Annotated in this window: 19 protein-coding genes; 9 read left to right on the top strand and 10 right to left on the bottom strand. The window is 66.1% G+C overall.

The window, feature by feature from the left end; all coding sequences use genetic code 11:
• Positions 1–4: 4 nt before the first annotated feature.
• Positions 5–1,201: an aromatic ring-hydroxylating dioxygenase subunit alpha gene (locus HWX09_RS18615; RefSeq protein WP_027780936.1), complete on the bottom strand. Its 1,197-nt coding sequence runs from the start codon at positions 1,199–1,201 to the stop codon at positions 5–7.
• A gap of 273 nt (positions 1,202–1,474) precedes the next feature.
• Here HWX09_RS18615 and HWX09_RS18610 point away from each other — a divergent pair, with 273 nt between their 5' ends.
• Complete coding sequence (locus HWX09_RS18610) at positions 1,475–1,888, top strand: PPC domain-containing DNA-binding protein (protein ID WP_027780935.1); 414 nt, start codon at positions 1,475–1,477, stop codon at positions 1,886–1,888.
• A gap of 75 nt (positions 1,889–1,963) precedes the next feature.
• Entirely contained in the window at positions 1,964–2,476 is a 513-nt protein-coding gene (locus tag HWX09_RS18605) for a DUF4274 domain-containing protein (RefSeq protein ID WP_027780934.1), read from the top strand.
• Positions 2,477–2,589: 113 nt separating this feature from the next.
• On the opposite strand, the gene acnB is transcribed toward HWX09_RS18605, so the two are convergent.
• The 4 genes from acnB to HWX09_RS18585 all read right to left on the bottom strand — a co-directional run bounded on the left by acnB (position 2,590) and on the right by HWX09_RS18585 (position 7,387).
• Positions 2,590–5,175, bottom strand: coding sequence for a bifunctional aconitate hydratase 2/2-methylisocitrate dehydratase (acnB, locus tag HWX09_RS18600; RefSeq protein ID WP_027780933.1), 2,586 nt, complete (start codon positions 5,173–5,175; stop codon positions 2,590–2,592).
• Positions 5,176–5,620: 445 nt separating this feature from the next.
• Complete coding sequence (locus HWX09_RS18595; protein ID WP_027780932.1) at positions 5,621–6,094, bottom strand: nuclear transport factor 2 family protein; 474 nt, start codon at positions 6,092–6,094, stop codon at positions 5,621–5,623.
• A 136-nt stretch (positions 6,095–6,230) separates the two neighbouring features.
• Positions 6,231–6,479, bottom strand: a complete 249-nt coding sequence (locus HWX09_RS18590) for a hypothetical protein (protein ID WP_027780931.1) — start codon at positions 6,477–6,479, stop codon at positions 6,231–6,233.
• Between the two features lie 473 nt (positions 6,480–6,952).
• Entirely contained in the window at positions 6,953–7,387 is a 435-nt protein-coding gene (locus HWX09_RS18585; RefSeq protein WP_027780930.1) for a universal stress protein, read from the bottom strand.
• 343 nt (positions 7,388–7,730) lie between these two features.
• On the opposite strand from HWX09_RS18585, the gene HWX09_RS18580 reads away from it, so the two are divergent.
• The 6 genes from HWX09_RS18580 (at position 7,731) to HWX09_RS18555 (ending at position 12,702) form a co-directional block, all read left to right on the top strand.
• Positions 7,731–9,215, top strand: a complete 1,485-nt coding sequence (locus HWX09_RS18580; RefSeq protein ID WP_027780929.1) for an amidase — start codon at positions 7,731–7,733, stop codon at positions 9,213–9,215.
• Between the two features lie 344 nt (positions 9,216–9,559).
• Entirely contained in the window at positions 9,560–10,246 is a 687-nt protein-coding gene (locus tag HWX09_RS18575) for a hypothetical protein (protein ID WP_027780928.1), read from the top strand.
• 125 nt (positions 10,247–10,371) lie between these two features.
• Complete coding sequence (locus tag HWX09_RS18570) at positions 10,372–11,202, top strand: arylamine N-acetyltransferase (RefSeq protein WP_027780927.1); 831 nt, start codon at positions 10,372–10,374, stop codon at positions 11,200–11,202.
• A gap of 100 nt (positions 11,203–11,302) precedes the next feature.
• Entirely contained in the window at positions 11,303–11,479 is a 177-nt protein-coding gene (locus HWX09_RS18565; protein ID WP_034185225.1) for a ribbon-helix-helix protein, CopG family, read from the top strand.
• Position 11,480: 1 nt separating this feature from the next.
• Complete coding sequence (locus HWX09_RS18560) at positions 11,481–11,831, top strand: glyoxalase (protein ID WP_027780926.1); 351 nt, start codon at positions 11,481–11,483, stop codon at positions 11,829–11,831.
• Between the two features lie 7 nt (positions 11,832–11,838).
• Entirely contained in the window at positions 11,839–12,702 is an 864-nt protein-coding gene (locus tag HWX09_RS18555) for a class I SAM-dependent methyltransferase (RefSeq protein ID WP_027780925.1), read from the top strand.
• Positions 12,703–12,733: 31 nt separating this feature from the next.
• Here HWX09_RS18555 and HWX09_RS18550 read toward each other — a convergent pair whose 3' ends face one another.
• The 5 genes from HWX09_RS18550 to HWX09_RS18530 form a co-directional block, all read right to left on the bottom strand.
• Positions 12,734–17,575 carry an NAD-glutamate dehydrogenase gene (locus HWX09_RS18550; RefSeq protein WP_027780924.1) on the bottom strand — a complete coding sequence of 1,614 codons (4,842 nt, stop codon included), beginning with the start codon at positions 17,573–17,575 and terminating at the stop codon, positions 12,734–12,736.
• Positions 17,576–17,724: 149 nt separating this feature from the next.
• Positions 17,725–17,946, bottom strand: coding sequence for a hypothetical protein (locus tag HWX09_RS18545; protein ID WP_027780923.1), 222 nt, complete (start codon positions 17,944–17,946; stop codon positions 17,725–17,727).
• A gap of 433 nt (positions 17,947–18,379) precedes the next feature.
• The gene (locus HWX09_RS18540) at positions 18,380–18,568 is read right to left on the bottom strand and encodes a 4-oxalocrotonate tautomerase (protein WP_027780922.1); all 189 of its coding nucleotides are present in this window, start codon (positions 18,566–18,568) and stop codon (positions 18,380–18,382) included.
• Positions 18,569–18,632: 64 nt separating this feature from the next.
• Positions 18,633–19,406 carry a class II aldolase/adducin family protein gene (locus HWX09_RS18535; RefSeq protein ID WP_027780921.1) on the bottom strand — a complete coding sequence of 258 codons (774 nt, stop codon included), beginning with the start codon at positions 19,404–19,406 and terminating at the stop codon, positions 18,633–18,635.
• Positions 19,384–20,274, bottom strand: a complete 891-nt coding sequence (locus tag HWX09_RS18530; RefSeq protein ID WP_027780920.1) for an urea transporter — start codon at positions 20,272–20,274, stop codon at positions 19,384–19,386. Before HWX09_RS18530 ends, HWX09_RS18535 begins: the two co-directional genes overlap by 23 nt.
• A 273-nt stretch (positions 20,275–20,547) precedes the next feature.
• Here HWX09_RS18530 and HWX09_RS18525 point away from each other — a divergent pair, with 273 nt between their 5' ends.
• Entirely contained in the window at positions 20,548–22,092 is a 1,545-nt protein-coding gene (locus tag HWX09_RS18525) for a Fic family protein (protein ID WP_027780919.1), read from the top strand.

Here is a 22,092-nt window from a genome sequence, read left to right as displayed (position 1 = left end):
GCTCCTAGTGCGCCTGTCCGTTCTCGAGCACCTGGCTGGCCATCCAGCGATGGAAATAATGGGTGGGCGCGTCCATTTCGGGCGAGAACACGCCACCCTTGAAGCCCGGCGACTGGCGACCGGCCTGCATGCCTTCGACGGCGCCGATGTCTTCCGAGAACACCACGCGCCACGCGGCCAGCACCGCGTGCCGGCTTGCCGCATAGCCCGGATCGTGCGCGGCGTCGTCGCCGACGAAGAACAGCCGCAGATGCTCGACCGTGCGGTTTGCCGCCACCGGCTGCAGGACCATCGCGAACGCGTGGTCGGCCTGGATGCCGAGCAGCACGTTCGGGAACAGCGCGACGTATTCGGCCGTGCGCAGCCGATCGCGAGGCCACGTCGGGAAGGTCGGCAGCGACGTACCTTCGACGTCGGCGAGGTTGTACGCGCGGCTGCCCTGGCCGGCGAAGCGGTCGGCGAACGCGATGTTGTAGTGGTCTTCCAGGCGCGAATACGAGTTCAGCGACGGATGAACCCACGGGAGGTGATAGGCCTCGCAGTAATTCTCCACGGCCAGCTTCCAGTTGCAGTTGACCTCCAGCGACCACGACCCGCTGTCGTGCGGCGCGCGGATCAGCGACAGGCCATCGGTGCCGAGGAACGGCTGCCAGCGATCGGTCAGCGGCTTGATCGCTTCGTCGAAATCGGGCGCGGTGCCCGACAGGTTCACGAACACCATGCCCATCCACACGTGACTGCGCAGCGCCTTCAGGCCGTGCTTTTCACAGGCGAAACGCGGGTCCTTGTGCTGGTTGATTCCGCCGACGTGCGGCGTGCCCTTGAGCACGCCGTTGAGATCGTAGGTCCACGAGTGATACTGGCAACGGATCACGCCCTGAATCTCGCCGGCTTCGTGCACCAGCTTCATGCCGCGATGGCTGCAGACGTTGTGGAACACCTGGAGCACGCCTTCGCGGTTGCGCATCATCAGCAGCGGCAGGCCCATGAAATCGATCGGTCGGACCGACGAGTTCTGCTTGATATCGTCGGCGAAGCCGATGCAGACCCAGTCGCGGCTCAGCACCGCATCGCGCTCGTGCTTGAAATACTGCTCGTCGGTGTAGAACTCGTTGCCGAGGCCGGTGGCCTGGTCGATCGGCTTCAGTACGGTTTCGAGCTGGACCAGCGGAAATTGTTTGACTTCGGCGGGGGCGTTCATTGTCTCGTCTCCTGGGCATCTGTTGAATGTGTTGCCCTGACCTGAGCGGGGCAGGATGCGGGCCTCGGGACAAATTATCGAAGTCGGATTCCACCGCAACAAACGATTCTTTGGCGGTGGATTCATCAGCAATTCTCATGAGTGCGGTGCCGGCATGGCGCGCAGACGCAGGCGGGAGAGGCGGGCTGGGACGGGCGGAGCGGGGTGACTTGCGGGATTGTCGGCGTGAACTTACCCTTGGTCGACAATCCGCTGACGAACAGGTTATCGACCATGCAAGCCCATCCACTGCGCCTTTCCCCCGGCGACGATCTGCGCGGCGCCATCGAAGCGGCGTTGCGTCGCCACGACTCGCACGCGGCCTTCGTGATCCAGGGCATCGGTAGCCTGAGCGTCGCGCAGCTGCGCTTCGCCGGCGCCGACCAGCCGACCGAGCTGCGCGGCGACCTCGAAATCCTGACGCTGGCCGGTTCGGTGTCGCCGGACGGCGCGCATCTGCATATGTCGGTCTCGGACGCAGACGGCCGCGTGACGGGCGGCCATGTCGCGCACGGCTGCGTGGTGCGCACGACGGCCGAGATCCTGCTCGCGCTGCTGCCCGCGCATCGTTTCTCGCGCGAGCCCGATGCGGGCACCGGCTTCAACGAACTGGTGATCCGTCGCGAGCCGGGCGGCGGCGCCGCATGAGTGTCGCGAAGCGGCGCTGGAATCGCCGGTCATCGAAGCCCTTCCCGTTACCGCTCATTCCGCAAGGCGCAATCCATGGACGACTCCGAAATCGAACAGAAGGCGTGGGACATCGTCCGGACCTGGCTCGAGGGCGCGACACCCGAGCAGTGGCACCGGTTCGCCGCACGCTCCAATTACGACGACAACGGCCGTGCGTTGCGCTGGCTGCTGGACAACCGCAACATCGATCGCGCGACCGCGCTGCTGATCTACTGGAATCTCGGCGCCGCGTGGTTCGTGCAGTATGCGAACGAAAGCGATCTGGGCGACACGTCGTATCAACTGGAGACGTTCCGGTTGCTTCGCGAAATCGAGCAACGTTATGCGGAAGGCTATTACGCCGGTCGCGGAATCTGGTTCGATCCGCATGACTTCGATGGCGCGGGCCCGAACGATTATCCGGATGTACCGGTCGCGCGGCCCGTGCCGGCACTGATGCTGCAGCCCGCCGACGGTCGCGAGTACGTTGATCTCGACGAAGCGGACGGCTATGACGAAGGTTTGCCGTTCGACGTGGTCGAGCGGCTTCACGCGCTGTACGACTGACCGCGCAGGCGCTTCCGTTCGCCGACGCATAAAAAAAGCGCCGCGGCCATTCGGCCCGCGGCGCCTTTCGGTGCGCTGCGACGTCGACCACCCGCCGCAACCCGACTGCATGCTTAGATCTGCACGGTGTCGGCCACTTCCTTGAAGTCTTCGATCTGGTCGAAGTTCATGTACTGATAGATCTTGTCGCCGTTGGCGGTGAGCACGCCCATGTCGGCCATGTACTCTTCCTTGGTCGGGATCTTGCCCAGACGCGAGCAGATCGCCGCCAGTTCCGCCGAGCCGAGGTACACGTTCGTGTTCTTGCCGAGGCGGTTCGGGAAGTTGCGGGTCGACGTCGACATGACCGTCGCGCCTTCGCGCACCTGTGCCTGGTTGCCCATGCACAGCGAGCAGCCCGGCATTTCGGTGCGCGCGCCGGCCGTGCCGAACACGCCGTAGTGGCCTTCTTCCGTCAGCTGCTTCTGGTCCATCTTGGTCGGCGGCGCGACCCACAGCTTGACCGGAATGTCGCGCTTGCCTTCCAGCAGCTTCGACGCGGCACGGAAGTGGCCGATGTTGGTCATGCACGAGCCGATGAACACTTCGTCGATCTTCGCACCGGCGACGTCCGACAGCGTCTTCACGTCGTCCGGATCGTTCGGGCACGCGACGATCGGCTCGTGGATGTCGGCGAGGTCGATCTCGATGACGGCCGCGTATTCGGCGTCGGCATCCGGCGACAGCAGTTGCGGGTCGGCCAGCCACTGTTCCATCGCCGCGATGCGGCGCTGCAGGCTGCGCGGATCCTGGTAGCCCTGCGCGATCATCCACTTGAGCAGCGTGACGTTGCTGTTCAGGTATTCGATGATCGGCTCCTTGTTCAGGTGCACCGTGCAACCGGCAGCCGAACGCTCGGCCGACGCATCCGACAGCTCGAACGCTTGCTCGACCTTCAGGTCGGGCAGGCCTTCGATTTCGAGAATGCGGCCTGAGAAGATGTTCTTCTTGCCTTGCTTGGCGACCGTCAGCATGCCTTGCTTGATCGCGTACAGCGGAATCGCGTTGACGAGGTCGCGCAGCGTGACGCCCGGTTGCATCTTGCCCTTGAAGCGGACCAGCACCGATTCCGGCATGTCCAGCGGCATCGTGCCGGTGGCGGCCGCGAACGCGACGAGACCCGAGCCTGCCGGGAAGCTGATGCCGATCGGGAAGCGCGTGTGCGAATCGCCGCCGGTGCCGACGGTGTCGGGCAGCAGCATGCGGTTCAGCCACGAGTGGATCACGCCGTCGCCCGGGCGCAGCGCGATGCCGCCGCGCGTGCTGATGAAGTTCGGCAGCGTCTGGTGCGTCTTCACGTCGACCGGCTTCGGATAAGCGGCGGTGTGGCAGAACGACTGCATCACGAGGTCGGCCGAGAAGCCGAGGCACGCGAGATCCTTCAGTTCGTCGCGGGTCATCGGGCCCGTGGTGTCCTGCGAGCCGACCGAGGTCATCTTCGGTTCGCAGTACGTGCCCGGGCGCACGCCCTGGCCTTCCGGCAGACCGCAGGCGCGGCCGACCATCTTCTGCGCGAGCGAGAAACCCTTGCCGCTGTCGGCCGGCTGGTGCGGCAGGCGGAACAGCGTCGAGGGCGCGAGGCCGAGCGCTTCACGTGCCTTCGCGGTCAGGCCGCGGCCGATGATCAGCGGAATGCGGCCGCCGGCGCGCACTTCGTCGAACAGCACGTCGGACTTCACCTGGAATTCGGCGATGACCTGGCCGTCCTTCAGGGCCTTGCCTTCGTACGGGCGCAGTTCGACCACGTCGCCCATTTCCATTTGCGACACGTCGAGCTCGATCGGCAGCGCGCCGGCGTCTTCCATCGTGTTGTAGAAGATCGGGGCGATCTTGCCGCCGAGGCACACGCCGCCGAAGCGCTTGTTCGGGACGAACGGGATGTCTTCGCCGGTGAACCACAGCACCGAGTTGGTGGCCGACTTGCGCGAGGAGCCAGTGCCCACCACGTCGCCGACGTAGGCGACCAGGTGACCCTTTTCCTTCAGCGATTCGATGAACTTGACCGGCCCGCGCTTGCCGTCTTCTTCCGGCGTGATGCCCGGGCGTGCGTTCTTCAGCATCGCCAGCGCGTGCATCGGGATGTCCGGGCGGGTGGTGGCGTCCGGCGCCGGCGACAGGTCGTCGGTGTTGGTTTCGCCCGTGACCTTGAACACGGTGATGGTCAGGCTTTCCGGTACTTCCGGGCGGCTCGTGAACCATTCGGCATCGGCCCAGCTTTGCAGCACGGCCTTCGCGTGCGCGTTGCCCTTGTCGGCGAGTTCCTTCACGTCATGGAACTGGTCGAACATCAGCAGGGTTTTCTTCAGCGCGTCGGCGGCCACCGCGGCGACGGCTTCGTCCGACAGCAGCTCGATCAGCGGCTGGATGTTGTAGCCGCCGAGCATCGTGCCGAGCAGCTCGGTGGCGCGTGCACGCGAGATCAGCGGGCAGGCGGTCTCGCCCTTGGCCACGGCGGCCAGGAAGCCGGCCTTCACGCGGGCGGCTTCGTCGACGCCGGCAGGCACGCGATGGGTGATCAGGTCGACCAGCGTCTGCTCTTCGCCGGCGGGCGGGTTCGTCAGCAATTCGACCAGTTCGGCGGTCTGTTGAGCCGTCAGCGGCAGGGGAGGAATACCGAGCGCGGCGCGGGCGGCCACGTGAGCACGAAAGTTTTCAAGCATGGGGAGACCTGCTGATATTGCGTTTGAGGGGAAGGCCTTGCCGGCACTCCGGGGCTATTCCAGGCACTGCTTTGAGCGGAATTCTAATCTCAATGATGTGGAACGTCAAATGTCTTATGTCTTATATAAGAGTTAAGACGCGCAAGAAGGGATGCGCGGTCGCAGGGGAGGAGCCTGTTCTGCCGGTCGTATGTATGGCGGGGGGGGGAAGCGCGGGATCTACTTATCGGGACGGTGCGATGCTGCCGGCCGCGACGGCCGGACATCGCGCCCACCACGTACGGCTACGGCAAAGGGCGCGTAGGGCTTGCCGGCGGCATCCGGAGGCCGATGAAAGCCGGTATCGCCAGAACGGCCTCAAGTCTGGACGGCGCGTTGCCGAATATGGCCTGCGACCCGATCGATGCGGCGATGAAGCCGTAGCGGCGCGACCGCGCCGCCTGGCTTATTTGCGTTTGGCGCGATATGCGTCGAGATTTTTCCGTGCCTGCGCGCGGATCGCGCGCTGCATGAAAGACGTCCAGCCCAGCAGCGCGCCTTTCATGCCGAGTGCCTGACGCGCCCAGCGCCACAGGTCGAAATGGTCGCGATGCTCGACGATGCATCCGTCGCGAAACCGGAATCGCGCGTCGATCCGGTTGGCCACCATCCGTCCGGTCGCGGCGAACCGGTAGTGCGCGCTCCACTTCGCACGCCCGGCCTGCTCGTCCGCGGCGACTTCGCCGAACGTCAGCGAGAACTCCTGGGCCCGCGCGACCAGCATCCGCCACATGTCGCGCGCGAGTTCACCGCGCAGTTCGCCGAATGCGGGATCGCTGAATACGACGTCGTCGGCATAGCACGCGAGCATCGCGTCGATGTCGCGCTGCTGGAAGGCCGTGTAGAAGCGCTGGATCAGCGCGGTGTTCGAATCGGTCATGTCGGGGGTAGCGGGGAAGGGAGGGCGGACGGCGACGTCCGCCGAAACGTCGATCGGGACGTGGCGACAGGCAGTGCGAACCGACGCCCGTGCCTGCGACTTCGGGCGTAGCTGGCCTGCCGCCGGATGATACGCGTCAGCGGGCGGCCATCGCGACGTCCTGGTCGCTCCGTCCCGTCACCAGGCAGCCCGACATGAATGCCTCGCTCTGGCTGCCGGCGGCGGCTTCGCCGAAGCCGCGACCGAGCGCGTCGCTCTTCACCTGCGCGGCGCCTTGCTCGCACGCGAGTGGGCTGGCGTCGCGGCCCTGCGCGTGCAGGATCGCGCGATCGCCGATGAGATAGGCCAGCAATGCAAAAACAGCGATATGTACGGCTCGTCTCATGGTTCGTCTCCTCGTTGCTCAAGCGTAACGCGGACACGTTCGACGAAGCACTTGGGGCTTCCCCCGGTAAACGTCTGCTGAAAGCGGTGGCGCGGCAGGGCGATCCTGTCCTGTTTTCGCGTCGCCGCTCGATGGGCGGGCAATGCGCGCGAGTTTGACGAATGTCAGGGTGCGGGCAGGCGGCGACGGTCGCGCGGCCGTTCAAAGCGATAGCATGAATGCATGATTTGACGGAACGCGATGCGGAATCGACGCATCGGGTCCGGCAAGCAGGCAGGTGTTGAATATCGCTGTCGAAATAGTGAGGAATCCAAATGTTGAACGTCTCTTCCGTCCTGATCAGTCTTGCCCCGATGTGGGCCATCCTGCTGCTGGCGTCTTCGGCAGCCGCCTATTTGGTGTTCTGGCGCAAGGTCATCGACTGACTGCGCCACAGCGTGCGCACGGTGCGTACGCGCGCCGTGCAGTACCGGTCATTGCACCGCCGTCACCGGCACGTTCGAAATCCGCATCAGCTGGGCCATCACGCTGCGCCGAAACACCGACATCAACGCGTGCAGGGGATCGCGTCCCGGCACGGCCACGACGATCTCGTCGCACCCGGTTTCGGCTGCCGTGGCCGCGATCGTATCGGCCACGGGCCCGACCTTCATCACGACGCTGAACTTCACGTCCGCATCGCGCAGAATCCGTTCGGCCATCGCGAGATCGTCGGTCGCGAATTGTGCCTCGATCGCGCGCAACCGCGACAGCGGGTGATAGGCCTCGAGCCGCGTCGATTCAAGCGGCGCCTGCACGTTGACCAGCACGACCTCCGATGCGCAGCGCTCGCGATACAGAAACGTCGCGTGCCGGACGGCCTGAAGCGAGCGCGGTGAATGGCCGACCGGAACCAGCAGCTTGAGCATGGACGATAAACCCGGAAACGAAGTGCTTCCAGCGTAGCGGGCGACCGGACGAAACGATCTAAAGAGATCGGCCGGCCGCATAAAAATGTCGTTAACGCGCGGTCCCGTGATGCACCGATTAAAAATATAAGAAATTTAAGTTTATGCGCATAAACGGCTGCTCGCGGCGGCGGCCCCGGCCCTGGCTGGTCCTCGCGGACTATCCGCGCGAGCGCGATTCAGTCGGATCCGCAATGAATCGCGCCGCAAAATATCGGAGGTCGCCCGGGTGGCGTCGCGTAGAGTAGAGCGTCGGCCGCCGCCCGGCGGCGCGCCATCCGATACCGCTTCCCAGGAGACCCGCATGCCGCACGGCGCCCCGCAGTTTCTCGCTCCCGCTTCCGTTCCCGTCGATCCGATCGTGCGCCTGTCGGCCGGCGAGCTCGCGTCGGCGATCCGCGGCAAGGCGGTGTCGTGCGTCGAGACGATGCGTGCGTATCTCGATCATGTCGAGCGCGTGAACGGCGCGGTCAACGCGATCGTCGCGCTGCGCGAGCGCGATGCGCTGCTGGCCGAAGCCGCGGAAAAGGATGCCGAGCTGGCGCGTGGCGAGTACCGTGGCTGGCTGCACGGGATGCCGCAGGCGCCGAAGGATCTGGCGACGACGAAGGGGCTGCGGACTACCTACGGCTCGCCGATCTTCCGAGAGAACGTGCCGCAGGCCGATTCCGTCGGCGTCGCGCGGATGCGCGCGGCCGGCGCGATCTTCATCGGCAAGACCAATACGCCCGAGTTCGGGCTCGGTTCGCACACGTTCAACGAGGTCTACGGCGCGACGCGCAACCCGTACGACCTGACGAAGAGCGCGGGCGGCAGTAGCGGCGGCACGGCGGCGGCGCTCGCGTCGCGGATGCTGCCGGTGGCGGACGGCAGCGATTTTGGCGGGTCGCTGCGGAATCCGGCCGCATTCTGCAACATCTACGGCTTCCGTCCGTCGCAGGGCCGCGTGCCGCGCTGGCCCGGCGTCGACGTATTCATGCAGCAGCTCGGCATCGAAGGGCCGATGGGCCGTACCGTCGGCGACGTCGCGCAACTGCTCGCGATCCAGGCCGGCTACGACCGCAACGATCCGCTGTCGCTCGCGGAAGATCCGGCGGTGTTCGCGCAGCCGCTCGACGCGGACCTGCGCGGCAAGCGCGTCGCGTGGGTCGGCGACTGGAACGGCTATCTCGCGACCGAGGCCGGCGTGCTCGCGCAGTGCGAGCGCGGGCTGGCGACGCTGCGCGAGATCGGTTGCGACGTCGATGCAGCGCTGCCGGCATTCGCGCCCGACCGGATCTGGCGCCTGTGGCTCGCGCATCGGCACCTGCTGTCGGGCGGCGGGCTGCTCGCGCACTATCGCGACCCGGCGCGCCGCGCGCTGCTGAAGCCCGAGGCGATCTACGAGGTCGAAGGGCTGCTCGCGATGCAGGGCGCGGCGGTGTTCGACGCGAGCGTCGAACGGACCGCGTGGCATCAGGCGGTGCTGCGCTTCTTCGACCGTTACGACTTCATCGCGGCGCCGACCGCGCAGGTGTTCCCGTTCGACGTCGACCAGCGCTGGCCGAAAGAGATCGCGGGCCGGGCGATGGACACGTACCACCGCTGGATGGAAACGGTCGTGCCGTGGACGCTGGCCGGCTGCCCGGTGATCAACGTGCCGGTCGGTTTCAACGATGCGGGCTTGCCGATGGGGATGCAACTGATCGGCCGTCCGCGCGCCGATCTCGCCGTGCTGCAGCTCGCGCGCGGCTACGAGCAGGCGGCCGACTGGGTGGCCCGGCGGGTGCCTGCGTGGATGGCGGCGTAATACCGCGGCCGGCAGGCAGTCGGCAAGCCGGGTGACGAAACGGGCGGCGGCGAGCTGCCCGTTTCGTTTTGCATCGCTCGACGCGAAGCGCGCCGGCGGATGCGTTTCGTTTCGTCGCGTCGCCGGCACGGGCCGGTATCCATTGATGCGACCGGAGAACGAATCGCGGTACGTGCGCGGCATCGCGCGGCAAACGCACGCGAATCCGCTCGACGGCGGCCGTCGGCCGCCGAATTGCAAGCGGCGACGCGGTCCGATTTCGTTTCGATGTGTTTCAGTCGTTGCGGCGGCGCGTGACGCGCTTCGACAATATCGCCTCGACAATTCGGGCACGAGGGAAACACATGAAGCACATTCGCGCGACGGGCCGGCATCTGGCCTCGGCAGGCATCGCGTTCGGCATCCTGGTGAGCGGCGCCGCACACGCGCAACTCGACCTGCAGTCGATCGGCGCGTCGCTGCTCGGCGGCGGGCAGCAGCAGGCGGCGCCTGCGCAGGGCGGTGTCGCGCAGTTGCTGCAGGCCTATGTCGGTGCGAACCAGCAGGTGCTGAACGGCCAGTCGTCGCTCGCGTCGGCGATGGGGCTGACGGGGGCGGCCGGGCAGGCGCAGCAGGCCGCGAGCCAGTTGTCCGGCGGCGATGCGCTGTCGCCGGCCACGCTGTCGCAGATGGGCGGCGCGCAGCAATCGGTGTCGCAGGCGCTCGGCCAGGCGTTCGCGAGCGGCGGCGCTACGCACGGCCCGATCGACAAGCAGGCGTTCAGCAACGGCCTCGCGTCGCTGGGCCAGGGGCTCACGCAGTATTCGCAACTGCAGTCGGGGCTCGGCAATCTGGGCTCGACGAGCGCGGCGTCGCTGCTGCAATCGGGCCTGAATCCGCAGAACATGCAGGCCGCGTCGTATATCGCGCAAAGCGCGCCGGGCCAGTTGCAATCGCTTGCCGCGACGCTCGGCCAGGCCGTGCAGTTCGCCACGAGCCACGGCATTTCGGTGCCGTCGGTTGCGTCGTCCGCGCTGAAGCTGCTGCCGTAACGTGGGGCGGGTGCGTGCGCGATGCGTAGCCGGCATCGCGCACGCCGGCGACGAACCGTGGTCCCGCACAACATGGGGATTTCGCGCGATGCTATCGTGGCGTGTTCCTTTATCGGTGCCGGTTCATGACTGACTCGTTCGACCTCTCGCGCTATTTCTCCCGCATCGGCTACGACGGGCCGGCCGAGCCGACGCTGGACGTGCTGCGCCGGCTGCATCTGCTGCATCCGCAGGCGATTCCGTTCGAAAACCTCAATCCGCTGACCGGCGCGCGGGTGGCGCTCGACCTGCCCGCGATCGTCGACAAGGTGATCGAACGCCGCCGCGGCGGCTACTGCTTCGAACTCAACAAGCTGTTCCATACCGCGCTCACGACGATCGGTTTTCGCGTGACGCCGCTGATCGCGCGCGTGCGCTGGATGCGGCCGCCCGAGATCGTCACCGCGCAGACGCACATGCTGCTGCGCATCGACCTCGACGGCGCGGCATGGCTCGCGGACATCGGCTTCGGCAGCGCGACGCTGACCACGCCGCTGCGCTTCGTGCCGGGCGAGCGGCAACTGACGCCGCACGGCGCGTTTCGCGTGATCGATGCGCCGGTCGACGGCGAATTCGACATGCAGTTCGAGATCCCCGACGGCTGGCAGACGACCTACCGCTTCTCGCTGAAGCCGGCCGAATGGATCGATTACGAGGCCGCGAACTGGTTCACGTCGACGTATCCCGAATCGATCTTCGTGAACGACCTGATCGCATGCCGTGTGCTGCCGCACGGCCGCGCGGCGCTGCTCAACACCGTGCTGACGCTGCGCGACGCGGCGGGAGCCGGCCGCACGGTCACGTTCGACGATGCAGCCGACTGGGCGGCGTGCCTGCGCGACACGATCGGCGTCAATACGGCGGGATTCGACCTCGATGCGCTGTTCGTGCGGCTCGCGGCACGCAGCGCGAGGTAACGCGGACACACGACATCCGACGGCGGCCTGCACGCGGGCCGCGACCGTCCCGCCATCACCCTCAGTTGACTTTTGCTAGATTGCTAGCATACTAGCCTCCATGACCGACGAAGAAGTGAAGCAATTCAACGTGTACCTGCCGCTCGGCCTGATCCGGCAGGTCAAGCATCGCGCCATCGAAACGGAGCAATCGCTGTCCGCGCTCGTGGCCGACGCGTTGCGCGCGTACCTGGCCGCGCCGCCGATCGGCGCGGGACCGTCCAACAAGGAGGAGTGACATGTCATCCGAGCGAATCGAAGCCGTGTATCTGACCACGCACAACTGGGGCAAGTCGGCGAAGTTCTTTCAGGCGCTGGGCTTCAGGCTGGAATTCGAAACCGATCACAACTCGGGCCAGTTGCGCAGCGGCGACGGTCCGTTCCTGTTCATCGCCGAAGTGCCGCCGAGCGAAAAGCCCGACATGCAGGTCGTGATCAAGGTCGCCGACGAGCAGGCGGTGCAGCCGCAGCCGATCGTCGATGTCGTCACGCCGTTCGAGGACACGCACTGGGGCACGCGCGACATGACCGTGCGCGATCCGGACGGCCGCGTCTGGCGTCTGCAGGCGCCGGGCAAGCAGGGCGCGTGAGGTCGACATGACCGATATCCGCGAAGACGACGCGCCCGACGGCACGGCCGCGCGCGTCGCGTTGTGGCGCGCGCTGCACGTCGAGCTCGACGCACCGCCGCATGTGATCGCCGACGAAATCGGGCTGCAATTGCTCGCGCCGGAACCCGGCTGGCAGCAGCGCGGCGACATGGATCCGCGGTTCACGCGGCCGTTTCGCGCCTCGATCGTCGCGCGGGCGCGCTTCATCGAGGATCTCGTGGCCGAGCAGGCCGCGCGCGGCGTGAGTCAGTACGTGATTCTCGGCGCGGGGCTCGACAGCTTCGCGCAGCGCCGGCCGGACATGGCGTCGCGCGTGACGGTGTTCGAAGTCGACCAGCCGGCGCCGCAGCGCTGGAAGCAGCGCCGCCTGGTCGAGCTCGGCTCCGGCGTGCCCGACTGGCTGCGCTTCGTGCCTGTCGATTTCGAGGCGAAGCAGTCGTGGCGCGACGCGCTCGTCGGCGCGGGCTTCGATGCCGGCAAGCCGGCGGTCGTGGTGTCCACCGGCGTCAGCATGTATCTGACACGCGAAGCGAATGCGGCCGCGCTACGCGAAGCCGCGTCGCTCGCGCCGGGTTCGACGTTCGCGATGACGTTCCTGTTGCCGCTGGAGAACGCGGATCCGGACGTGCGCCCGGGATTGGAAATGGCCGCGAAGGGCGCGCGTGCGAGCGGCACGCCGTTCATCAGCTTCTTCATGCCGGCGCAGATCCAGGCGCTCGCACGGGAGGCCGGCTTTGCGAAGGCCGAACACGTTTCGGCCGCCGAACTGACGCGCCGTTATTTCGCCGATCGCACGGACGGCCTGCGGCCGCCGAACCGCGCGGAAGAATTGCTCGTCGCGACGGTCTGACCTGTCGCGCCCGTCACGCCCGTCGCGCCCGTCACGCGCGTTCGAGCACGGCCATCTCCCGCACGACCACGAGCAGCACCGCGAGGCTCGCGCCGCCGGATGCGCGCAGATCCGCGAGCAGGTGCTCGTAGCGCGCGAGCGCGGCCTCGCGGCGCGCGCGCCACGCGCCGACGATCGTGTCCGGCGTGGTCGAATCCGGCGATTCCGCGAGCGCGCTCGTCGCGAGCGTGCGCTTGAGCCGCGCGACTTCCGCGAGTGCGGCGGCGCGCGCGAGCATGTCCCAATGCGTCGGCGTCGGCAGTGTCGCCGCGCGTTCGCCGATCCACCCGTAATTGAGCAGCGTGCCGAGCGAGAAATAGACGCCGGCGACGAGTTCGAGGCTGCGGTTGCAGGTCGCCGCCACTTCGGCGATGTCGAGCAGCGCGGCCGAGATGTCGCCGCTCGCGACGCGTATCGCGAGCGCGCTGTCGACGCCGGCGTCGACCAGCACGCGCTGCCGCTCGGACAGCGCATCGAGATCGTCGGCCGGCAGCAGCGACGGCAGTTGCGGCGCGATGCGCTGCACCGCGTCGCGGCAGCGCGCGATCAATCCGGCGACACCGCCGTCGGCCACCGCACCCGACTGCAGATGCCGCAGGAACCACAGCGCCGCGCGCTCCAGCAGCCGAGCGACGTCGACGAACATGCGCGCCTGCACGTCGTCGGCGACACGGTTGTCGAGCGCGTCGATGTCGCGCCATACCGCATCGAGGTCGAACACGTCGCGCGCCATGATGCACGCCCGTACGATGTCGCCGGGCTTCGCGTCGGTTTCCTCCATCAGCCGGTGCACGAATGCGCAGCCGACGCGGTTCACGAGTGCGTTGGTCAGGTGCGTCGCGAGAATCTCGCGGCGCAGCGGATGGCGACGCATCGGCTCGCTGAAGCGCTGTTGCAGCGGCTTCGGGAAGTAGTCGACGAGCATCGCGGCCACCAGCGGATCCTCGGGCACGTCGGATTCGAGCAGCGCGTCGTAGAGCCACATCTTGCTGTACGCGAGCAGCACCGCGCGCTCCGGCGACGTGAGGCCGACCTTCGCGGCCTGCCGCTCGGCGACTTCGTCGTCGGTCGGCAGGAATTCGATCACGCGGTTCAGGCGGCCCGCGCGTTCGAGCCAGCGCATCAGGCGCGCCTCGGCGTCGAGCATCTCGACGGCATAGCGGCCCGCGATCGACAGCGCCTGCGTCTGGTAGTAGTTGTCGCGCAGCACGAGCAGCCCGACTTCGTCGGTCATTTCGGCGAGCAGGGCGTTGCGCTGCTTCTCGGTCATCTCGCCGTCGGAAACGACGAGCCCGAGCAGGATCTTGATGTTGACTTCGTGATCCGAACAATCGACGCCGGCCGAGTTGTCGATCGCATCGGTATTGATGCGGCCGCCGCGTTGCGCGAACTCGATGCGGCCGAACTGCGTGCAGCCGAGATTGCCGCCTTCGCCGACGACCTTGCAGCGCAGGTCCGCGCCGTTCACGCGCACCGCGTCGTTCGCGCGGTCGCCGACCTGCGCGTGGGTTTCGCGCGCCGCCTTCACGTAGGTGCCGATGCCGCCGTTGTACAGCAGGTCGACCGGCGCCTGCAGGATCGCGCGGATCAGCTCGGTCGGCGGCAGCGCGTGCGCGTCGATGCCGAGCGCGGCCTGCACGGCCGGCGACAGCGGGATCGTTTTCGCGGTGCGCGGATACACGCCGCCGCCCGGCGAAATCGCGGCCGTGTCGTAGTCGGCCCAGCTCGAGCGTTCGAGCGCGAACATGCGCTGGCGCTCCGCGAAGCTCGTCGCCGGGTCGGGGTTCGGGTCGAGGAACACGTGCCGGTGATCGAACGCGGCGACCAGCCGGATATGCGGCGACAGCAGCATCCCGTTGCCGAACACGTCGCCCGACATGTCGCCGACGCCGACCACGGTGAAGTCGGTGGTCTGCGTGTCGACGCCCATCTCGCGGAAGTGCCGCTTCACCGATTCCCACGCGCCGCGCGCGGTGATCGCCATCTTCTTGTGGTCGTAGCCGACCGAGCCGCCGGACGCGAACGCATCGTCGAGCCAGAAGCCGTATTCGTGCGAGATCGCGTTCGCATAGTCGGAGAAGGTGGCCGTGCCCTTGTCGGCGGCGACGACCAGGTACGGATCGTCGGGGTCGTGGCGCACCACGTCGGGCGGCGGCACGATCGCGTTGCCGGCGAGGTTGTCGGTCAGGTCGAGCAGCCCGCGCAGGAACGTCTGGTAGCACGCGATGCCTTCGCGCATCCATGCTTCGCGATCGCTGGGCGAAGGCGGGTTCTTCACGACGAAGCCGCCTTTCGAGCCGACCGGCACGATCACGACGTTCTTCACCATCTGCGCCTTCATCAGCCCGAGCACCTCGGTGCGGAAATCCTCGCGGCGATCCGACCAGCGCAGGCCGCCGCGCGCGACGCGCCCGCCGCGCAGGTGCACGCCCTCAACACGCGGCGAATACACCCAGATCTCGAACATCGGCTTCGGTTCGGGCAGGCCGGGCACCTTCGCCGGATCGAACTTGAACGACAGGTACGGCTTCGATTCGCCGTTCGCGTCGGCGAGGAAGTAGTTCGTGCGCTCGGTCGCATTGATCACGCCGAGGAACTGGCGCAGGATGCGGTCCTCGTCGAGGTTCGGCACCTGGTCGAGCGCGCCTTCGATCGCCTTCAGCAGCCGTTCGGCCAGCACGTCGCGCGTGTTGCCGATGTGCGGGTCGAAGCGCAGCAGGAACAGCTCGACGAGTTGCCGTGCGATCGCCGGATTGCCGGTCAGCGCGCGTTCGATATATGCGTCGCTGAAGGTCGAGCCGACCTGCCGCAGGTATTTCGCATACGCGCGCAGGATCGTCACTTCGCGTGCGCTCAGGTGCGCGCGCAGCACGAGGCGATTGAAGTCGTCGTTCTCGATCCGGCCGCTCCAGATCCGGTCGAACGCATCCTCGAACAGGCCTTTCACGCGCTCGATGTCGAATTCGGTATCGTCCGTGAGCTCCAGGCCGAAATCGTGTACCCACGCATGCGCGGCATCCTGCGTCTGGATCCGGTACGGCCGCTCCTCGTCGACGCGCACGCCGAGGTGTTCGAGCATCGGCAGGCTGCGCGACAGCGCGATCGGGTCGCCCGCGCGATACACCTTGAAGCGGAACGCGCGCGGCTCCGCCTCGATCGGCCGGTACAGGTTCATCGCGAGCTGGCCCGAATCCTTCACGCGCTCGATCAGCTCGATGTCGCGTACGGCCGTGCGCGCCGGATAGTCGTCGCGATAGCCGGCCGGGAACGAATCGGCATAGCGTTGCAGCAACCGGTTGCCTTGCTCTTCGCCGAATGCGTCGAGCAGCGCGTCGGCGAGATCGTCCTGCCAGCGGCGCGTGACCTGCACGAGCCGCGTTTCGAGTTCGCGCGTGTCGACGTCGGGCATCGTGCCCGGTTCGGCATGCACGACGAAATGAATCCGCGCGATCGCCGATTCCGACAGCAGCGGCGTGAATTCGACGTTCACGCCGTTGTAGGCATCGACGAGCAGCTTCGCGATGCGGCGGCGCAGGTCGGTGTTGTACTTGTCGCGCGGCACGAACACGAGACACGACACGAAGCGATCGAACCGGTCGCGGCGCACGAACAGGCGCGTGCGCTGGTGTTCCTGTAGGCGCAGGACGCCGAGCGCGATGTCGTAGAGCTGGTCTTCGTCGGCCTGGAACAGTTCGTCGCGCGGATAGGTTTCGAGCACCGTCACGAGCGACTTGCCGAGATGCCCCTTCGGCAAGAAGCCCGCGCGCCGCACGATGTTCGCGCACTTGCGGCGCACGATCGGGATCTCGGCGCTCGACACCATGTACGCGGTCGACGTATAGAGCCCGATGAAGCGACGCTCGCCGGTGACCTTGCCGTCGGCGCCGACGAGTTTCACGCCGACGTAGTCGAGATAGCCGGGGCGGTGCACGGTCGCGCGCGAATTCGCCTTGGTCAGGAAAATCGGCCACGCGCCGGTGATGATGTCGGCGGCGGCTTGCGGCAGCGGCGTCACGTCGGGCGCGTCGGACGTGCGCAGCGATTCGCGCAGGATGCCGAAGCCCGAGCCCTCGATGCCGCGCAGGCCGAAGCCCGTGCCGTCCGATACGAGCGCGTAGTCGCGCTGACCGAGGAACGTGAAGTGATCGGCGGCCATCCATTCGAGGAATGCACGCGCCTCGATGTCCTCCGCGGTCGATTCGCGCGCCTTCATCTCCTTGATCGTCGCGCGGACGATGTCGACGATCTTCGGCCAGTCCTCGACCGACGCGCGCACGTCGCCGAGCACGCGTGCGATGTCCTCGCGCAGCGTGTCGAGCAACGCGGCGTCGCCGCAGCGGTCGACTTCGAAATGGATGAACGACGCGAGCTGCGACTGGCCGTCGCTGGACGTCGCGCCGCCCGCGTCGACGCGCTCGATGCCGCCGCCGGCGCCGCGCCAGATGCGGAACACCGGATGCAGCGCAGAATGCAGCGCGAGCCCGAGACGGTTGATGGCCATCGTCACCGAGTCGACCAGGAACGGCATGTCGTCGTTGACGATCTCGATCACCGTGTGATCGGAATGCCAGCCGTGCTGTTCGAGAATCGGGTTGTACACGCGCAGGCGCTCGCTGCCGGGCACGAATTTCTGGGCGGTCTGCCAGTGCGCCATCGCGGCGCCGTACAGATCGGCGATGCCGCGGTTCTGCAGATCGTCGGCATCGACGAAATCGTAGTAATGACGCAGGAAAGGTTCGACGATCCGGAACGTGGTTTCGGGCAGCCGAGCGCGCGCGAATTCGACGACGTCGGAGAGCAGGTGTGTGACCACTTCCTCGTTCTTCGCTTCCATGGCGGTCTCCGTCGGGTGGCCATTGGCTGCTGAGTCTGTCCGGCATTATGCGCCGATTGCGTGACAAAGCGATGTGCGGGCGCACAACGGGCGAGGGCCGGTGCTGCGGAAGCCGCTCCCAACGCCGCGACGGGCGGCGCGGGCCGGGATCATGAGAGTTCGGGCGGCTTCAGGTCGGGGTGTCGTGCATGGAGCGGATTCATGAAGTCGACCAGCATCGTGGTCAACAGCGACGAAACGAATGTGCGATAGATCACGAACTCGGCGTCGGGACACGACGCTTTCACTGTCAGCAGGGAGCGGTCCAGATCGGCGCCCATTTGCAGGATCAGATCATTCAGCGCACGTGCGACGTGTTTGTCCGAAATCATGTGTTGCCTGTTGGTACGATCATTGGCGAATATTTCGCTCGGGTATTTCTCTCCACGTTCGACGCCGCGGCAGGGTCTCGAGCGCGTTGCAGGTGGTCGGGTTGCCGACGAAAACAACACCGCTGCTTCGCGTACCAAGGAAGAAATAATGATTCGTTATGCGAATATATTTGCATAAAAAATCTGCAGAAAATATTTGATTCACTTCGCAGTTGGATCGGAATGCTCCCTGGGCGCCGCGATGTTCTCGAAAGTTAGTGGTAGCGAGAATCGTTGTCAACGGCGATATATCGAGATAGCTGCCGACGATCGGGTATTGAAGAGGCTGCAGGATGTCGATCGAGAGGGCGGTCAGATCGGAACCGCGTCGCGATCAGACGATGACGACGCGCTGCCCTGTTTCGGAAGCGCGTCGTTTTGGTGCGACGCGCTCTCAGCGCTCGTCGCTCCACATCTTGCCTGCGGTCGCCCAGTTCTCCTTCTTCACGTCGGTGATGATGATATCGACCGAGCCCGGCGTGCAGCCGAGCGTCTCGCACGTGACGCGCGTGATCGCTTCGACGAATGCGCGCTTCTGCTCGACGGTGCGGCCTTCGAACAGCTGGATATTGAAAGTCGGCATGACACATGCTCCGGTTGGGATTGAACGATTGACGATGAACGATTCGGTCGGGGCGAAGGCGGCGTCAGTCGCGATACGACGGATCGATCCGGTCGAGCCGGCGCAGCAGCGCCGGCCATTCCAGCTCGCCTTCGATCGCGCCGCCGTCGCGCAGTTGTTCGGCGGTGCGGTCCGCGACGGCCGGGTCCGGCAGCACGAGCGACCCGCCGCCTGCCTGCGCGCGGATCTGGATGTCGCACGCCTTGATCAGCGTATCCATCAGCACATAGGCTTCGGCAACGGTACGGCCGACCGTCAGCGTGCCGTGATTGCGCAGCAGCATCGCGGATTTCGCGCCGAGGCTCGCGGTCAGCCGAGCGCCTTCGGCCGGCGAGAACGCGAGTGCTTCGTAGTCGTGGTACGCGAGGTCGCCATGAAACCGCAGCGCATGCTGCGACGCGGGCAGCAGCCCGTCGCTCTGGATCGATACGGCGATGCCGGCCGTATTGTGCAGATGCATCACGCAGACGGCATCGGCGCGTGCGGTGTGCACGGCCGCATGCAGCGCGAAGCCGGTCACGTTGACGGCGTGCTCGCTGTCGCCGATCCGGTGGCCGGCCAGGTCGATCTTCACGAGGTTCGAGGCGCGAACCTCGTCGAACGTGAGGCCGAACGGGTTGATCAGAAAGTGGCCGGGCTCGCCGGGCACGGTCGCGGACAAATGCGTGTAGATCAAGTCGTCCCAGCCGTTCAGCGCGACGAGCCGGTAGGCGGCGGCGAGGTCGACGCGCAGCCGGCGCTCGGCGTCCGAGATCGGGCCGCCGGGCTTCACGGCGTCAGGACGGTGTGCGAATGACATCGGGTTCTCCGAGGGTGAGGCGGCGCGCGACGGCTACGGTCACCCACGACGCGAGCGCGAACGGGGCCGTGAGCGCGGGGATACCCGCGCGCATCGCGAGCCACTGGATCAGCGCGGCGAGTGCGGCGGCCGCGAGCGCCGCACGCGGCCCGCGCGACATCAGCGCGAGCGCGGCGAGCGCGCCGTTGAAGCCGAGCAGGCCGTCGGCGAACGCCGCGCCGCTCGCGCCGAGCGCGATCAGCAGCACGGTCGACACGAGCGCGCCGCCCAGCGCGAACGCGGCCGCGCGGCGGGATGCGACGGCGAGGCCCGCGACGACCAGCGCGCCGGCCCATGCGCCGTGCGCGAAGGTGGTTTGAGCGACGCCCGACAGCAGCGCGTCGGTTGCGGAAGCCAGCGTCAGCAGCGGGCCGGCGGTGGCGCCGTCTGCATGCTGCAATGCGACAAACGGGAGCCACAGCGCGGTGACGGCCAGACACGGGCTCGAATAGGGGCACTGGCGCCAGCGGGCGAGCGGCCTGCGCATCGTGCGCTGTACGAGTGCCGCGCCGATCGCGGCCAGCGGCGTCAGCCTGAGGGCGACGTGGGGATCGGGTGCGAATACAACGGCGATCAGCGCGGCCAGCGCGCCGTTGAAGCCATGGAGCCCCTGTTCGACGTCGCGGTGTTCGGCGCCCGTCAGCACGGCCGTCATGCTCGCCGCGGCCGAGCCGACCAGCGCCGCGCACGCGAGCCGCAGGTCGGTCAGCGCCAGCGCGGCGAGCAGCAGCGCGCCCGTGAACGCATTCGCCTGCAGCACGATCTGCCCGATCCCGCGTAGCAGAATGCGCGGGTCGATCGACGGCGAGGCGGGGCGGGCGGTAGGCATGATGGCGGCGGAACAGGACGAGCCGCGAGCATAGGACACAATCCCATGCACCGGAATAGGGAATTCTGGATAGTCAGGATTTGTGGTCGATGTCCTGAAATGGGGCGTGAAAGGGATGTATTTGGGCGTTTGTTAGCGTTTTGGCGAGCTTTATACGGTTTATTAGCAAATTCGCGCCATTACTATCGTTTTCGCGCGAGCTAGCGCGTTAGCGTTTTCGTGTAGGATCGCGGAATTGTTAGTGTTTTTGGAATCTCGTTAGGGGATTTATCCATGCAAGTCGGTTTCAAGGCTCTGGCTGCTCGCTATGACATTACGCTGGCGCAGCCTCTGCGTGTCGATTCGATTGTTGGCAGCACACGTGCAACCCGTGAAAGCGACGATCAGGTAGAAAACCGGTATCCGCCCAGCTATCGACCCTCCGACGACTTCGCGGGTCATTTTGAGTTTGGACTGAAGTATGAAGCGCTTCACTTCGAGTTTTTTGCTCGCTTGTTTGCCGTCGTTGGACCCGAACCGATTGAAAACTGGTGCCGGATTGCTCCGTTGGGCCAATACGCTCGACGCGCGGGTTTCCTGTATGAATGGTTGACGGGCCAGCGTCTGGACGTACCGGACGTGACGAATGGCGGCTATGTCGCTGCGATTTCTTCGACTGAATACCTTACCCGCACGGAGCCACTTCGAAACCGCCGTTGGCGGCTGTACGACAACTTGCCCGGCACGCCTGCGTTTTGCCCTCTGGTTCGCCGGACTGCGGCGGTTCAGGAAGCCCTGCAGTTCGATTTGAGCGCGGCATTGAGCGAGTTGGACCGCGCCTTCGGGCCAGACATCTTGATGCGAACAGCCAGTTGGCTGACATTCAAGGAGTCGCGTGCAAGTTTTCTCATCGAGAAAGAGGTGGATCAGGCGGACCGCATCCAGCGATTTGCGCACGTCATCGCGCAATATTGCGGTCGTATCGACGCTCCACTAAGCGCCTCGAGCCTGCGTACGCTGCAGGCCGGCATTCTGGGCCACGATGCGTTTGGCTTGGGGGTGCGGCGTTCACCCGTCTTCGTGGGGCAGGCGACGATGCGCGAAAATATCGTGCATTACATTGCCCCCGCGTTCGAAGACGTGACGCCGATGCTGGCGGGGCTCGCCGAATTCGAGATAGCGACGCGAGGTGCCGAACCGCTGGCACGTGCTGCTGCGTTGGCGTTCGGCTTCGTTTATATCCATCCCATGCGTGACGGCAACGGCCGGATTCATCGCTTCTTGATCAATGACTCACTGGCGCGGGACAAGGCGGTGCCGGATGGCGTGATATTGCCGATCTCGGCAACCATCACGAGCTCGACGGAGTTCCGTGCCGGCTACGATCGCACGCTCGAGGGGTTTTCTCGCTGTGTCATGCGGCGCTACGCAACGTCCTTTCGGTTCGGGGAACTCGTGACCTATGACGACGGAACGCGCAGCAACTTCGATTTCGACAGCTACGAAGATGCGCGTTTCGTCTGGCGCTATCCAGATCTGACGGCTCACGTTCTGTATACCGCGCGAGTCGTCGAGCACACGATTCACACAGAGATGGCCGATGAAGCTAGAACACTGGTTATCTTTCAACTTGCCCAGGAGCGACTCAAGGAGGTCGTGGAGATGCCGAACCTGGATGCAGACCGGATCATTCGCTCCGTTAGGGAAAACGGCTGGCAAATCTCTCGCAAGCTCAAACAGCAGTATCCGCAGCTCGAGGACGAGCACAGAGCGGCGCGAGTCGTGGAAGCTATCCGGTCAGCGTTTGAGGGGCCGGACATAGACGTCGAACACAAATGA

It is taken from the genome of Burkholderia sp. BCC1208 (genome assembly GCF_902833095.1).
Taxonomy (GTDB): domain Bacteria; phylum Pseudomonadota; class Gammaproteobacteria; order Burkholderiales; family Burkholderiaceae; genus Burkholderia.
Note: the sequence above shows the minus strand (reverse complement) of the source record. Positions and strands in the feature narration are given on the sequence as shown.